We start from the raw sequence: 13358 nt of genomic DNA, 5'->3' as shown, positions 1-13358 counted from the left end.
AAAACTGTCAAAGATGGGAATTTATCTTTCTCCATTATATCACATCTTTTTCATTTTAAAAATAAAAATTCTTGTGCTACAATGAAATGAGAAAGAATTGAGGTTATTTATGGAAATTTGCCATCAAATTTTAGAAAAAATCAAAGAATACGACACGATTATCATTCATCGTCATATGAAACCAGACCCTGATGCCTTGGGAAGTCAAGTGGGCTTGAAAGCCTTGCTGGAATATCATTTCCCTGAAAAAAACATCAAAGCCGTAGGTTATGATGAACCGACTCTTACTTGGATGGCTAAGATGGATCTTGTTGAAGATAGTGCCTACCAGAGCGCACTTGTCATCGTCTGTGATACGGCGAATACTGCTCGTATCGATGATAAGCGCTATAGTCAAGGTGATTTTCTCATTAAGATTGACCACCATCCAAATGATGATGTATACGGTAACCTATCTTGGGTAGATACTAGTTCAAGTAGCGCTAGCGAGATGATTACCCTATTTGCCCAAACAACCCAACTGGCCTTGTCAGATCGAGCTGCTGAGTTGCTCTTTGCAGGAATTGTTGGTGATACAGGTCGCTTCCTCTACCCTTCTACCACTGCACGGACTCTTCGTCTGGCTGCCTATCTAAGAGAACAGAACTTTGACTTTGCGGCTCTCACTCGCAAAATGGACACTATGAGTTACAAAATTGCTAAACTTCAAGGCTACATCTATGACCATCTGGAAGTGGATGAAAATGGTGCTGCTCGCGTTATCCTGAGTCAAGAAGTCTTGAAACAATTTAATGTTACTGATGCTGAAACTGCAGCCATTGTCGGTGCACCTGGACGTATTGACAGTGTTAGTCTCTGGGGAATTTTTGTGGAGCAGGCTGATGGCCACTACCGAGTTCGCTTACGCAGTAAAATCCATCCTATCAATGAAATCGCCAAGGAGCATGATGGTGGAGGCCACCCTCTAGCAAGCGGTGCTAATTCCTATAGCCTAGAGGAAAACGAAATCATCTACCAAAAGTTAAAAAACTTGCTTAAAAACTGATAAAATACTTGCCAAACTTTTCATAATCTGATAGACTAGTATGGTAACAATCTATGGCTCGCAAAGAGACCATGGCAGAAAGGAAATATTGCAAAATGAAAAAAGATATCCATCCAGAATATCGCCCAGTTGTCTTCATGGACACAACTACTGGTTACCAATTCCTTAGCGGTTCAACAAAACGCTCTAACGAAACAGTTGAGTTCGAAGGCGAAACTTACCCATTGATCCGTGTGGAAATTTCATCAGACTCACACCCATTCTACACTGGACGTCAAAAGTTCACTCAAGCAGATGGACGCGTGGATCGTTTCAACAAAAAATACGGTCTCAAATAATGATAAAAAGACAGCTTCGGCTGTTCTTTTTTGTTTCTTGAAATCAACTGCTGTTTTCATGTTCCAAACTAAAAAAACTTTACACTCTCGATAGTTTCTAGAGTACAAAGTTTTCTCTTGCCTAAAAAATATAAAAGATATATACTAGCTATATATAGTATAGATTGGAGATATACCATGACGACATCACTTACTAAGCAATACAATTTTAAAATCAATGAGTCATCAATGGAACAAGCTAGAGCTATCATCAAGGAAAAAGGAATGACTATGACGGATGCTATTAGTCTTTTTATCGAGCAGATTGTTCTCGAACAGGATTTACCAATAAAAACTGTAGAAGATATATATCGTGAGCGATTGATTCAGGAACTACAAGCCCAATCTGAACGCTCCTTAAGAGAATACGAATCCGGACAAGGAACTTCCCTAGACAATATGAGGCTACGATATGGCTTATAAAGTGAGTCTTTCTACTGAAGTGAGTCAGGCAATTGACAATATCCATGACTACATTACTACTGTTCTTTTATCACCTCAGTCTGCTAAGAATACTGTAGCCAGAATTTTAGACGGCTTAAAAAGTTTAGAAACTTTTCCTGAAGCTGGCTTTGATGCAGATGAAAAAATCGAACTAAAAATCAACAGTAAGTACCCTACGCGAGGAAAAATTATCGGTCAGTATATCTTGCTTTACTTTATCGACCAGACTCAAAGAACTGTTTTTCTTTCCCACTTATTTCACACCAAAAGTGACTATGTTACCTTGCTCCAAAGCAAAAATAACAAAAACTCAAAATCATCATTTTAATGTCCACCACTCTCTTAATAACCTTGTACTTATAAGGAACACAGTCTTCATTTTAACTAAAAAATAAAAAAACTTTGCACTCTAGCTAGCCACACGATGCTTTTCAGAGTACAAAGTTTTTTTATCTGACAAGATTTAGTCTTCCTTATCTTGATGTTCAGTTCCTTTAACTGCTTTTTTAAATTCAGATAGCATTTTACCGATTGATTCACCTAATTCAGGCAATCGTTTTGGTCCAAATATCAAGAGAGCTCCTAAAACGATGATAATCAATCCTGGTGCTCCAATATCACGTAAGATTCCCATTTCTCTCTCCTTTCTGCTTGCGTTTCATAATGTATTTGCTGATAGCAATACTTAATTCATAGAGTAAAATCAAGGGGGCAGTCATTGCCAAATCACTAACAAAGTCGGCTGGTGTCAAGATGACTGCAAGTACCAATAAGATAAAATAGGCATATCGGCGATAAGCAATCAATAATTCTGCTCCAATGAGCCCAATCGACGTCAAAAAGGCAATGATAACTGGCAACTCAAAAATCAGGGCCAAAGGCAAGGTCGTTTGAAAAACAAAGGACAGATAATTTTGGGCGGTTAACTGCGTTTCAAACAGACCTTCTCCCAACCCTAATAAAACCTGAAGTAAGGCCGGTGTTACAAAGTAAAAACCAAAAGCCAGTCCAACCAGAAAACAAAGGAAACTAGCTGGAATATAGGCAAAAATAGCTCTCGCTTCTTCCTTCTTTAAACCGGGCTTGATGAAAGACCAAATATGATAAACTGTGTAAGGTAAGGTGATGGTAAAGGCCATCAGACTAGCCAAACGTATGTAAATCCATAAAATATCATTAGGTCCTAAAACAATCAACTTTTGCTGAAAAGATTGGGTCACATACTGATAAATCTGGTCTGCAAAAAGTAGGGAGACACAAAATACCAAAAAGAAACAAATGACCACAGCCAATAATCTCTTTCTAAATTCTACCAGATGTTCCACGATTGTCAATTCTTTTCTGTCCATCTATTTTTCACCCTGTCTAAAAGTGACAATCAAGACAATAATAACAAAGACTAGCTGGCTGACCAAGCCTTCCCAACTTGGATAAATTCCAAGCAAATCGATCGTTGGAAAGCCTGTCAGCAAGTGATTTGGTGCCATATTGGTCAACTGAAGAGCATGGACACTAACTCCCAGCATCTTGAAGGCTAGGGCATAAATCATCCAAGTCAGGATAAAGAAGACCTTATGTGGCAGGAAGAATTGACTGGCCTTATTCATCACTATGGCAATAATTACCAGAACCAGTAAGGCAAGTGAGATTCCCAAGACAAATTCAAAGCTGGAAATCCTTGGTAAAATCCCAACATAAAAGAGAATGGTTTCTGCTCCCTCACGGAAAACAGCTAGAAAACTGAGAGCAAACATGGAAATAAAGGAGCCTGTCTTGGTCACTGTTTCCATTTGTGACTCCATAAAGGTATTCCATTTTTTGACCGAGGATTTGCTGTGGAGCCAGATTCCAATCAAAATCATCATAGCTACTGCAAAAATTCCCACTGCTCCTTCGATGATTTCACGATTGGAGCCTGATGTTACTGCTGGAAAGGCAATTTGCAGGATAAAAGCAATAAGGAGACTAGCCATGATTCCAGTGATAGCACCACCATAAACCCACTTGAGTCCCTTTCGCATCTTGGCTGCTTTCAAGGTCGTCACCAAGGCCATGACGATTAAGAGAGCCTCTACCCCTTCTCTCAGGAGAATCAGCATGGCATCAAAGGCATTGTAACGTGCGCTAGTATCAATTTGTGATAAATCTGCAATCAGTTTTTCTAATTTTTCTTGGTATTCCTTCTCACTTCCCTTGACCATAATCACAGGGCTTTCACTTTCCACTCGAGTATAGAGGGAAGGATTGGTCGTGCTAACAGAGCCTTCAATCGTTGGCCAGATAGTGATGAATTCCTTCATGCTAGCTGCTCCTGATGCTTGATCACCAGCTTGGAATTGTTTCAAAGCCTTTGTCAAAAGGGCAATACCGTCTTTAAGACTCAAATCAGAAGATGTTGCTACGACTGCTTTTCCAGCTACAAAATCATCAATAGCCTTTTTTAAGTCCTCAAAGGAAATCTGGATTGAATTAAAATCTGTAGGCTCGGTTTCCATACTACTACGCAAGAAAGAAATAGCTGTTTCAACACGTCCATAATGGGCCGTACTATTGTCACGAACCACACTTTCATTGATGGTCCAAGTGGAATTCATTTTCTTAAAAGCTTCTCGAACCTTTTCCAAATCTTTGGAGGCAATGGCTTGTTCCAAGGCTTCAAAACGAGGACTTAGACGGTTTACCAATTTTTCCTTTTCCGCATCTAAGTCAACAGGATTTTGTTCTTTTTCAAAAGCTAATAGGGCTGCAGAAATTTCGGTGAGTTTGTCTTCAGTAATCTCGCCTGATTGAGCTAACTTTTCCTTAACAACTTTACCAGCCTCAGAATTGCTGTCTTCTACTCTTTCGAAGTCTGATGCCATCTCCTGAACGAGTTTCTGAGCCTCAGACTGACTCCCATTTTTGACCGCTTTAGAAGCATCTGTGATTTTCACAAAGTAAAAACTCAGACTTTCTTGGGCACCTACTGGGGAAAGAATTAAAAGTGACAAAGCTAAAACTAGTAACCAGCTTTTAGCCTTCCAATAATTTCTGACCAATGTAGCCCCCTTTCTCCACACCACCAAAGCAAGCAAAGAGTCCACTACCGATGTGAGTGATGTATTCATTCATCTTATCAGTAGCGCCTAGATTGGTTTGAACCTTGACAAAGTTATCAGGATCCTTCTGGAAAGAAATAAAGAGCAAACCCGTATCAAACTGGCCAGTTTTTTCATCAATTCCATCAGAGTAAGAATAAGAACGACGCAAAAGCGGCTTGTCCACTTCCTTAGCCAAACGAACATGCGAATCATCAGGCAAAAGACTCAAATCCACTTCATCAAACTCATTTTTCTTACCGAAAGGGGCACCACTTTCCTTGTAACGACCAAAGGTATTTTCTTGTTCTTCAAGACTAGTACGATCCCAAGTTTCTAAAAACATCTGAATCCGACGAACTGCCATATAAGAACCATTTTCCATCCAATCATTACTATCAGCCCAGATAACACGGTCAAAGTCTTGCTCCTTGGTTGGATTTGCTGTTCCATCTTTAAAACCAAAGAGGTTACGCGGAGTCTCCATTCGATCTCCGATAGCTGCAAATCCAGACTGACTCCAACGAAGGGTCACTGCATTTCTCCCCTTACGGATGAGATTTCGAATAGCATGAAAGGCAACCTGCTCATCATCTGCACAGGCCTGAATGACAATATCTCCACCAGTATATTTTTCACGCAATTGCTCTTTAGGAAAAGGCGGTAAATCCCTGAAAACTTGAGGACGCTTGTTTTCCAAGTTCATCTTTTTCAAGAAACTCGCAGACACACCAAAAGTCAGCGTCAAACGATGAGGAGTGAGCCCGACTGTCTCACCAGTATCACTCGGAGGCAAGAGAGCATTCTGGCCATCTTTTTTGACCAATTCCCCCTCAACCAACTTGGCACTATAATCCGTCCAATCCTTGAATAGCTGGATAATCTTATCTCTATCCGTCGTATGCAAATCCAAGACAACAAAATAGATATTCTTTTGCATGGGCGTACTAATCCCAGCTTGATGCTTGCCATAAAAAGCAATTTTTTCATTTCCGTACGAGATTTTTTCCTGACTTCCTAGCTTAGGTGCGAAAAAAGCAGAAGCACCAGAGAGTCCTAGCGCTAAACCAGCCCCTCCAATCCCTGCTTTTTTTAGAAATTCTCGACGGTCCATTTTCTTTTCAAAAAATTTTTCGTCTTTTTCAGTCATGACTCTTATTCTCCACTAAGAAATTTACCCATTTGTGATAGAGGCTCACCAAGTTTTGTCACAGCTTCTGACAATTCTTTGGTATCTTCTTTTGTTAAATCTGTATAGAGTTTGTAGTGTTCCTTATCTGTCATGTGTTTATCCAACAAACTATTGACAGACTTGAAGTCTGCTTCCAATTCTTTAACTAGGTTAGCGTCTGATTTTTCAAGTAAAGGTTTAAAGAGTTGGAAAATCTTCTCAGCACCCTCAATATTGGCACGGAAGTCATACAAGTCTGTATGAGAATAAATTTCCTCTTCCCCTGTAATCTTGCTTGTTGCCACTTCGTTAAGCAAGTCAACTGCCCCAGTCAGCATAACCTTGTAGTCCACATCAACAGTTGCAATCTTGGCTTTCAATTCCTTGATATCATTGACCAATTGATCGCCATAGCTTTCAGTTCCTTTAGTTGTATTGTCTTCCCAAAGGATACGCTCGATACGGTGAAAACCAGACCAACCTTCTTCTGTCTTGTTTTCGTCCATGTAGTCTGCCAAACGGAAGTCAATTTTTACATCTGATTCACCAAAACTCTCGGCGATTGGTTCTGAACGCTCATAAGACATACGAATCAGTGGATAAACCTTTTTGGCTTCTTCTAACTTACCTTCTTTCAACAGTTTGACAAAACCTTCCGTATCTGTCAAAAGTTTATCAATTTGCTCTTGCACAAAAGTCTTATAGTCAGCAGTGGCCTCATCAAGCATTTTTTGCTTGTTTTCAGACAAGGCTGTCACCTTAGATGAATCATTTGTCTCGGTTGATTTTTCAAAACGGACTGCACATGCTGTCAATAGCAAGGCTGAAGATAAAAGGACAAAACCTAGTTTTTTCATTGTATACTCCTATCGGTTCAGGAAACCTGAATTCATTTTACGTTTCATTATACTATGTTTTTTCTAATCTGTCAATAAATTTTCAGACAATTTAATGTTATGTTTTCTCAATCTACCAGACTTAATACGACTTTGTAACTTGTAATCTTGTAAACGATACATGGTCGGAACATAAAAGAAATCACCACTTTTATGTAACTTAATCGCAACTTAATCGCAACAAGAACATTATTATCAAATCTTTTTACATATTCAAAACTGGCGTCTTTCTCTCGTGGATTGATGCCGACGAAATCTGGGTTCCTTAGTATGAGTTCCAGGTCTTCAATATGATGAATCACATCATTGTGATGGCCTTTTATCATATGGCTTCTCAAACCGTCTTTGTTGACCTTTATGTCGCTCGCTTCAAGAACAATATCAAAAATTTCTTTTACTTCATCGGTAATCTGACCGATTTTTTTTATGATCCATAATTTCCTCCGTTATTCCACAACTATTATATCACAATCATAGTGTATATCAGGATATATCAAACTCTATTATTCGTTAGATACTCAATTTTAACTTTTCCCTTTTCCTCAAAATAATAGTATAATAGAGGTAGAATTTAGAATCGAGGTACACCTATGGCTGTAAAATTTACAAAACGAGACGACTTGGACAAGATGTTTGAAGAGTTTGCTAAACTCCCAGATTTGAAACAAGTCACTTTCCCTGATGACAAAGAGAAAAAAGCCAAAACAGAAAAGAAAAACTAGATGACTGCTTTCCAACAACTCCCATCTAGTGTACTTCAAACTGGAGCCATTTTTCTCTCTATTATCATTGAAGCCCTTCCCTTCGTTCTGATAGGAAGCATTGTCTCAGGGCTGATTGAGGTCTATATCACACCTGACAGGGTTTATCATTTTCTCCCTCGAAATCGTTGGGGGAGAATCTTTTTTGGCACCTTCGTTGGTATACTTTTCCCTTCTTGTGAATGTGGAATCGTCCCCATTATCAATCGTTTTCTGGAAAAAAAGGTTCCCAGTTACACGGCCGTTCCCTTTCTTGTGACAGCACCTGTTATCAATCCCATTGTTCTTTTTGCGACCTATTCTGCCTTTGGCAACTCCTTCCATGTCGCCCTATTACGAGCTCTGGGTTCCATTCTTGTGGCTGTAATACTAGGAATTTTTCTAGGATTTTTCTGGCAAGAACCGATTCAGAAAGAAAATCGTCTGACTTGTCATGAGCATGATTTTTCTTACTTGAGTTCTGCAAAAAAAGTTTTTCAGGTCTTTGTGCAGGCCATTGATGAATTTTTTGATACGGGGCGTTATTTGGTATTTGGCTGCCTCTTTGCTTCTATAATACAGGTCTACGTTCCGACTCGGATTCTGACCTCTATCAGTGCGACCCCTCTTTTTGCCATCCTGCTCTTGATGATTTTATCCTTTCTTCTTTCGCTCTGTAGTGAGGCGGATGCCTTTATAGGTGCTTCTCTTCTCTCGAGTTTCGGTTTGGCTCCAGTTCTGGCCTTTCTCGTCATTGGCCCAATGCTGGATATCAAAAATATTCTCATGATGAAAAATTACTTGAAAGCACGATTTATTAGTCACTTCATTACAATTGTGACTCTGGTCGTTTTAGCCTATTCTCTCTTGATTGGAGTCATCCTATGATTCGATTTTTAGTTTTAGCTGGCTATTTTGAACTGACTATTTACCTCCATCTGTCGGGCAAACTAAACCAGTACATCAACATGCACTATTCCTATCTGGCCTATATCTCCATGGTGCTTTCCTTTATCTTGGCAATTGTTCAATTGTATATCTGGATGAAGCAAGTCAAAACCCACAGTCATCTGAACAGCCGATTGGCCAAGATGACGAGTATTTCTCTTCTGGCTATTCCACTTGTCATCGGCTTAACTTTCCCAACTGTTAGCTTGGATTCTCAGACCGTTTCTGCTAAAGGTTATCATTTCCCCCTATCGGAAGGAACGGATCTAGCCATTCAGACAAGTGAAGGGACGACAAGCCAATATTTGAAACCAGACACCAGTTCTTATTTTTCAAAATCAGCCTATGAAAAGGAAATGCGAACGGCGGCGGATAAATACTTGTCCCAGGATAGCATTCAGATCACTAATGAAAACTATATGGAGGTCATGGAGGCTATCTACGACTATCCAGATGAGTTTGAGGGCAAGACAATCCAGTTTACAGGCTTTGTCTATAACGACCCCAGTCATGCCAATAGTCAATTTCTGTTCCGATTCGGCATTATCCACTGTATCGCAGATTCTGGTGTCTATGGATTGCTGACCAAGGGAAATACCCGGCAGTATGAAAACAACACTTGGATTACGGCCAAAGGAAAACTGCTCAATCACTACCATAAAGAACTCAAACAAAATCTCCCAACCTTGGAAATCGACAGCTTTACAAAAGTCGATAAACCAGAAAATCCCTATGTTTATCGAGCTTTTTAAGAAAATCAAGATAAAAACGAACAAGTTCTCTTCTGAATGACAGAAAAGAGCCTGTTCGTTTTTTTTGTTATATGAGAATTAGTGACTTGTAGATTTTCATCTTATACCATTTCAAGCCATACAAGCAACTCAGTGAGAATAAGAGAGCCACTCATTAATCATACTAGCGATTTTTTTGGGTGCTTGAGTATAAAGCTCATGGCCAACGTTTTCTAGAAAAATAGTATCAAAATAATCTGGTAATTCTTTTAGTGTTTCCTCTCTCCATGTAGCTTCATTAGGATAGCGAGGACTAATAAACAAGGTATCTCCCACTTCTCTCTTAAAAGCTTGTATTTTTCTCCGTAAGCGGAGTATCGCTTCTATATTTTCATAATTTATAGCCAACTCATATCTATTATACTCAGAATTCCAGTGATAGGACTGCCTTACGGCTTTCTCCATATTTTCTGACCAATGCTTTGCTTCAGATTTTTCTTTAGAAATAAGAAGAGCTAAGTCCGAAACAATTTGAGATTTGATATAATTTTTAGTTTCCTCTAACTCTGTATCTAAAGGTAAAATCTTATCTAAATCTAGATAGCCACCATCCAAAAGAATCAGTTTCTTCACTTCTTGAAATTCCGATGCGAGATAACGAGCCAAATCTCCTCCAAGAGAATGGCCTATCAGACAGATAGATTCTTCCTCTTCTATCGATTTTTTAAACCATGATTTCAATTCCGTTTCATCTCGAAGATGTTTTTCATATGGATTTAGAAAATAAACCTGAGAATCTAGTTCTTGAAGAAGATCCTTGCTATGATAGACATTACTTCCCAAACCACCAATAAAATATTTTTTCATTCTCTACTTAATACTATGCTTATTCATCTTTTGTTCAAAGATAGTTGTGATAATCTGACGTAATTCTTCTCGTTCTTTTTCTGGAATCTCACCACTTGTTTGAGCTGCAGCGTAGAGTTCAGGGTGTTCGATTGAAATGCGTTTAATCGTACGTGTCGTAGCATGTTTTCTGACGAAAAATGGGATTCGCTTAATCAAGTCTTGTGGGACAAGCGCAAGAATCTTCTCAGCAGTTTCCTTGTCACTAATCTTAGACGTCGTCAGCCCATTCTTTATCATTTCCTGTTCTTTTTCTGTAAAATCTTTTAATTCCATCTGATTAGTCCTCCTATTTTCTCTAAGTTAAATTATATAGCAATCTGGATAAAACTACAAATGGACTATCTGGAAATAGGTGCAATACTGTAAAGACGAGTCTGTTCTTTAATTATAAATCTTCCTCCTCAGTCACTTCCCATACTTCTGATTGATAGCCATTCCCATCAATATCGTATCTTTGGATATAGCCAATAAATGTTTCATTTTTTCGTGGTTTCTGGCTATTAACGATTGAAATAACCCACCAACTCATCAAAAATAGAAATAAAAGTCCTAGGATTACTGTCATATCATACCACCATTAAAGTTTAACCCACTTATCATTATCCATGATAAAAGGCTGAGCCAGTCCCTCGCCTGTATAATCCGCATACTTGGTGCCTAAATACTTGTAACAATCTTCCTTGCTGGCAAATTTAATCGCTTGGTAGGGCTCTTCGAAAGTCAATTTCTCTACAAATAAGAAACCGTCATCAGCCGGTACTAAGACTCCAACGTGGCCTACAAACAGATACTCACCATCCAGATTGTCGTGCAAGACTACAGATAGCATTCGAGCTTTGTCGTTGAATTGAAATTGGGAGAAGAATGTTTCCATCTTTTCAGCGTGAACCTTGACATCCGTCGTTGCCTCAGTTGGAACTCTCGAAAATAGAATATCAAACTCTTCCTTATCTTGTGAATCAAAGACCTTCCCCTTATCAATCGCATCGTTATCTAGGAAAAGCAATTGATTATTCTTATCAAGTTTTGGAATGGTGACTGAATTTTTCAAAAGACAATAACTATTGATACGGCAGTTGGTTCCAACAAAATCACCCTTCTTTTGATTCCAGAGATGACTGATTTTTTCAACATCGTATTCTGTGTGAGTAAAGGAAGTGAAATCTCCTGATAAGCCAGTTGAGCCGACAATGGTATTGTAATCATTAACGAGATTAAAAAAGGCATCAACACTATTTGGATCCAAGTGAGCTGATAAGAGAGATTTGACCTCTTCTGTACTTACCTGATTGTTTAGGTTGGTGTATGAAGCTTTCCATGGAACTTTCGTTGAACTACTTTGCCTTTGACTCGTCCCATTCGAAGTTATAGCATCTTGCTGACAAGCTGCCAAGCCTAAAAACAAAGCTGAACAGATTCCTAATATGGCTAATTTTCTTGATTTCTTCATCTTTTTCTCCTAAATGTCTTGGATTAAAATTTCTTTAACTACTGATTTACAGATATTGATTACTTTCTCATTTAATATGCTCATCGTCTTTCCCTCCGATTTGTTTTTTTGTTATTTCCTTAAGCTTGATTTAATTATAATAGGCGTTTCGTGCTCTGTCAACAATTTTTTTACGAAAACACAACAAAGTTTTCATTTTCGTGGATTTCGCGTTATGCTTTACTTATAAAAACAGAAAGCGATTCCATTCGTAGATAAAGAAGAGATTGCGATTGTTAGAGGCTAAAAATAAAACAATACAGACTAGTAATGGTTGGACTCAATAAGAATTGGGTACTAAGATAGGTATAAGTAAAAACACCATTGGAAATTATGAAAAAAGGGTTAGGTCTACTAAGAAAAATACTATATTTGACTTAGCTAAAGTATTCAGTAGCTTGATTGATGCCTCTTTCCTCCAGTTCAAAAGGATTCTCCTAGCGATATCCAATCTATCTACGACCAACGGGCATCACCCAGACAAGGTAAATTCCTGACCTATGCCGAGAGGCAACTGTATGAGAAGAAAAACGATGATAAACGAAGTATCGCAAAAATCATCAGACTGGACGACTACAGACAGACTACTTGCTCTCGTGTTAGGTAGTTTATCTCTGCAGGTAGCCGCTCGATGCAGGACGACAATTTAGATATGGAGTTTCCATTCTATGAGGATGAAATCCCAGACGACTACGACGCAATCGCTTATATCGTCAGCAAGTCCATGGAGCCAAAGATAAGAAACGGCAACTACCTATTTATCAAGAATCCCCCACAGATTGACTATAATACCATCGGCATCTTCCAAGTAGACGGTGCTAACTATGTCAAGAAACTCCGCCAAGGCTACCTCAAAAAACTCAATCCCGAATACCCCGACATCCACCTAGACGAAAGCACCCATATTCGTACCATCGGGAAAGTTGTCAGGCTGTATAGGGAGAATTAAAAAAGGGGGAGAATGGCGATATAAAACAAACAGATTTTAAAAGATTCGAAAAAGTTCATTCTACATTTCAAAAAAAGAATAAGTGAGCTAAAGCAGATTAGATTTTGTGAAACAATAGTGATATGTCAATTTAGAGAAAGGCATTTAAGATCACTTTTCAAAAGGCAAATACTAAACTAGCGAAACCGATAAATCAGCCCCTTAGTTCCCATATTTTCAGGCACACACTCCTTAGTACACTAGCTGAGAAGAATATCCCATTAAAAGCTATAATGGTTAGAGTGGGACACAAAGACGCTAAAACAATAAATAACATCTACACTCACGTAAGTAAAATAATGGAGCAAGCTGCTTTGGAGGTTTTAAATACCATATCATTAAATCGAAAATATATCAGATCGAATCTAGACAAGTAGATTGCGATTGCTAAAACATTTGTAGAAATTCATTTGACTTTTCTAATCAATTTGTGCATATCTTATTTCATACTCAATGAAAATCAAAGAGCAAACTAGGAAGCTAGCCGCAGGTTGCTCAAAGCACTGCTTTGAGGTTGTAGATGAAACTGACGAAGTCAGTAAC

The 13358-nt window shown here is 38.7% G+C and carries 18 protein-coding genes and 1 pseudogene; 9 read left to right on the top strand and 10 right to left on the bottom strand.

Going from position 1 to position 13358, the window contains the following annotated elements; all coding sequences use genetic code 11:
- Window positions 1-109 precede the first annotated feature (109 nt).
- The 4 genes from HT703_RS08235 (at window position 110) to HT703_RS08220 (ending at window position 2194) form a co-directional block, all read left to right on the top strand.
- Window positions 110-1045, top strand: coding sequence for a bifunctional oligoribonuclease/PAP phosphatase NrnA (locus HT703_RS08235; protein WP_172930028.1), 936 nt, complete (start codon window positions 110-112; stop codon window positions 1043-1045).
- Window positions 1046-1140: 95 nt separating this feature from the next.
- Entirely contained in the window at window positions 1141-1383 is a 243-nt protein-coding gene (locus HT703_RS08230; RefSeq protein ID WP_000710764.1) for a type B 50S ribosomal protein L31, read from the top strand.
- A 177-nt stretch (window positions 1384-1560) separates the two neighbouring features.
- A complete protein-coding gene (locus HT703_RS08225) occupies window positions 1561-1845 on the top strand; it encodes a type II toxin-antitoxin system RelB/DinJ family antitoxin (protein ID WP_054392924.1) in 285 nt (94 codons plus the stop codon).
- Window positions 1835-2194: a type II toxin-antitoxin system RelE/ParE family toxin gene (locus HT703_RS08220; protein ID WP_054392925.1), complete on the top strand. Its 360-nt coding sequence runs from the start codon at window positions 1835-1837 to the stop codon at window positions 2192-2194. Before HT703_RS08225 ends, HT703_RS08220 begins: the two co-directional genes overlap by 11 nt.
- 135 nt (window positions 2195-2329) lie before the next feature.
- Here the strand turns inward: HT703_RS08220 and tatA are convergent, their stop codons facing one another.
- From tatA to HT703_RS08190, 6 genes are all read right to left on the bottom strand, one after another.
- Window positions 2330-2500: a twin-arginine translocase TatA/TatE family subunit gene (gene tatA, locus HT703_RS08215; protein ID WP_054392926.1), complete on the bottom strand. Its 171-nt coding sequence runs from the start codon at window positions 2498-2500 to the stop codon at window positions 2330-2332.
- Entirely contained in the window at window positions 2484-3215 is a 732-nt protein-coding gene (gene tatC / locus HT703_RS08210; RefSeq protein WP_054392927.1) for a twin-arginine translocase subunit TatC, read from the bottom strand. Before tatC ends, tatA begins: the two co-directional genes overlap by 17 nt.
- Window positions 3216-4904 carry an FTR1 family protein gene (locus HT703_RS08205; RefSeq protein ID WP_054392928.1) on the bottom strand — a complete coding sequence of 563 codons (1689 nt, stop codon included), beginning with the start codon at window positions 4902-4904 and terminating at the stop codon, window positions 3216-3218.
- Complete coding sequence (efeB, locus tag HT703_RS08200) at window positions 4879-6093, bottom strand: iron uptake transporter deferrochelatase/peroxidase subunit (protein ID WP_050208391.1); 1215 nt, start codon at window positions 6091-6093, stop codon at window positions 4879-4881. The genes HT703_RS08205 and efeB overlap by 26 nt, the downstream gene beginning before the upstream one ends.
- A 5-nt stretch (window positions 6094-6098) precedes the next feature.
- On the bottom strand, window positions 6099-6971 hold the full coding sequence (gene efeO, locus HT703_RS08195; protein ID WP_054392929.1) for an iron uptake system protein EfeO: 873 nt from the start codon (window positions 6969-6971) through the stop codon (window positions 6099-6101).
- Between the two features lie 107 nt (window positions 6972-7078).
- Window positions 7079-7390, bottom strand: coding sequence for a hypothetical protein (locus HT703_RS08190; protein WP_238375691.1), 312 nt, complete (start codon window positions 7388-7390; stop codon window positions 7079-7081).
- Window positions 7391-7600: 210 nt separating this feature from the next.
- On the opposite strand from HT703_RS08190, the gene HT703_RS12010 reads away from it, so the two are divergent.
- The 3 genes from HT703_RS12010 to HT703_RS08180 are packed head-to-tail and all read left to right on the top strand — an operon-like array spanning window position 7601 to window position 9450.
- Window positions 7601-7732, top strand: coding sequence for an SPJ_0845 family protein (locus HT703_RS12010; RefSeq protein WP_049511209.1), 132 nt, complete (start codon window positions 7601-7603; stop codon window positions 7730-7732).
- Window positions 7733-8638, top strand: coding sequence for a permease (locus HT703_RS08185; RefSeq protein WP_000123628.1), 906 nt, complete (start codon window positions 7733-7735; stop codon window positions 8636-8638). It abuts the gene before it with no gap.
- Entirely contained in the window at window positions 8635-9450 is an 816-nt protein-coding gene (locus HT703_RS08180; RefSeq protein WP_000617844.1) for a TIGR03943 family protein, read from the top strand. The genes HT703_RS08185 and HT703_RS08180 overlap by 4 nt, the downstream gene beginning before the upstream one ends.
- Window positions 9451-9579: 129 nt before the next feature.
- Here the strand turns inward: HT703_RS08180 and HT703_RS08175 are convergent, their stop codons facing one another.
- The 4 genes from HT703_RS08175 to HT703_RS08160 form a co-directional block, all read right to left on the bottom strand.
- Window positions 9580-10296 carry an alpha/beta hydrolase gene (locus tag HT703_RS08175; RefSeq protein ID WP_000759787.1) on the bottom strand — a complete coding sequence of 239 codons (717 nt, stop codon included), beginning with the start codon at window positions 10294-10296 and terminating at the stop codon, window positions 9580-9582.
- 3 nt (window positions 10297-10299) lie between these two features.
- Entirely contained in the window at window positions 10300-10611 is a 312-nt protein-coding gene (locus HT703_RS08170; protein ID WP_000420573.1) for a hypothetical protein, read from the bottom strand.
- A gap of 112 nt (window positions 10612-10723) precedes the next feature.
- Window positions 10724-10903: a hypothetical protein gene (locus tag HT703_RS08165; RefSeq protein ID WP_000216060.1), complete on the bottom strand. Its 180-nt coding sequence runs from the start codon at window positions 10901-10903 to the stop codon at window positions 10724-10726.
- Window positions 10904-10915: 12 nt separating this feature from the next.
- Window positions 10916-11788 (bottom strand): DUF4300 family protein, encoded by an 873-nt coding sequence (locus HT703_RS08160; RefSeq protein WP_054392930.1) that lies wholly within the window; start codon window positions 11786-11788, stop codon window positions 10916-10918.
- Window positions 11789-12260: 472 nt separating this feature from the next.
- Between HT703_RS08160 and HT703_RS08155 the strand changes: the two are divergent.
- Together HT703_RS08155 and HT703_RS08150 are read left to right on the top strand one after the other, a co-directional pair.
- Window positions 12261-12776, top strand: a pseudogene (locus HT703_RS08155) (S24 family peptidase); the annotation flags it as partial.
- A 149-nt stretch (window positions 12777-12925) separates the two neighbouring features.
- Entirely contained in the window at window positions 12926-13192 is a 267-nt protein-coding gene (locus HT703_RS08150) for a tyrosine-type recombinase/integrase (RefSeq protein WP_081005536.1), read from the top strand.
- Window positions 13193-13358 lie beyond the last annotated feature (166 nt).

The sequence above is a fragment of the Streptococcus sp. 3874 genome (assembly GCF_013276425.1).
GTDB classification, from domain to species: Bacteria; Bacillota; Bacilli; order Lactobacillales; family Streptococcaceae; genus Streptococcus; species Streptococcus pseudopneumoniae.
The sequence above is the reverse complement of the archived record's forward strand: the minus strand, read 5'-3'. Positions and strand labels throughout refer to the sequence as shown.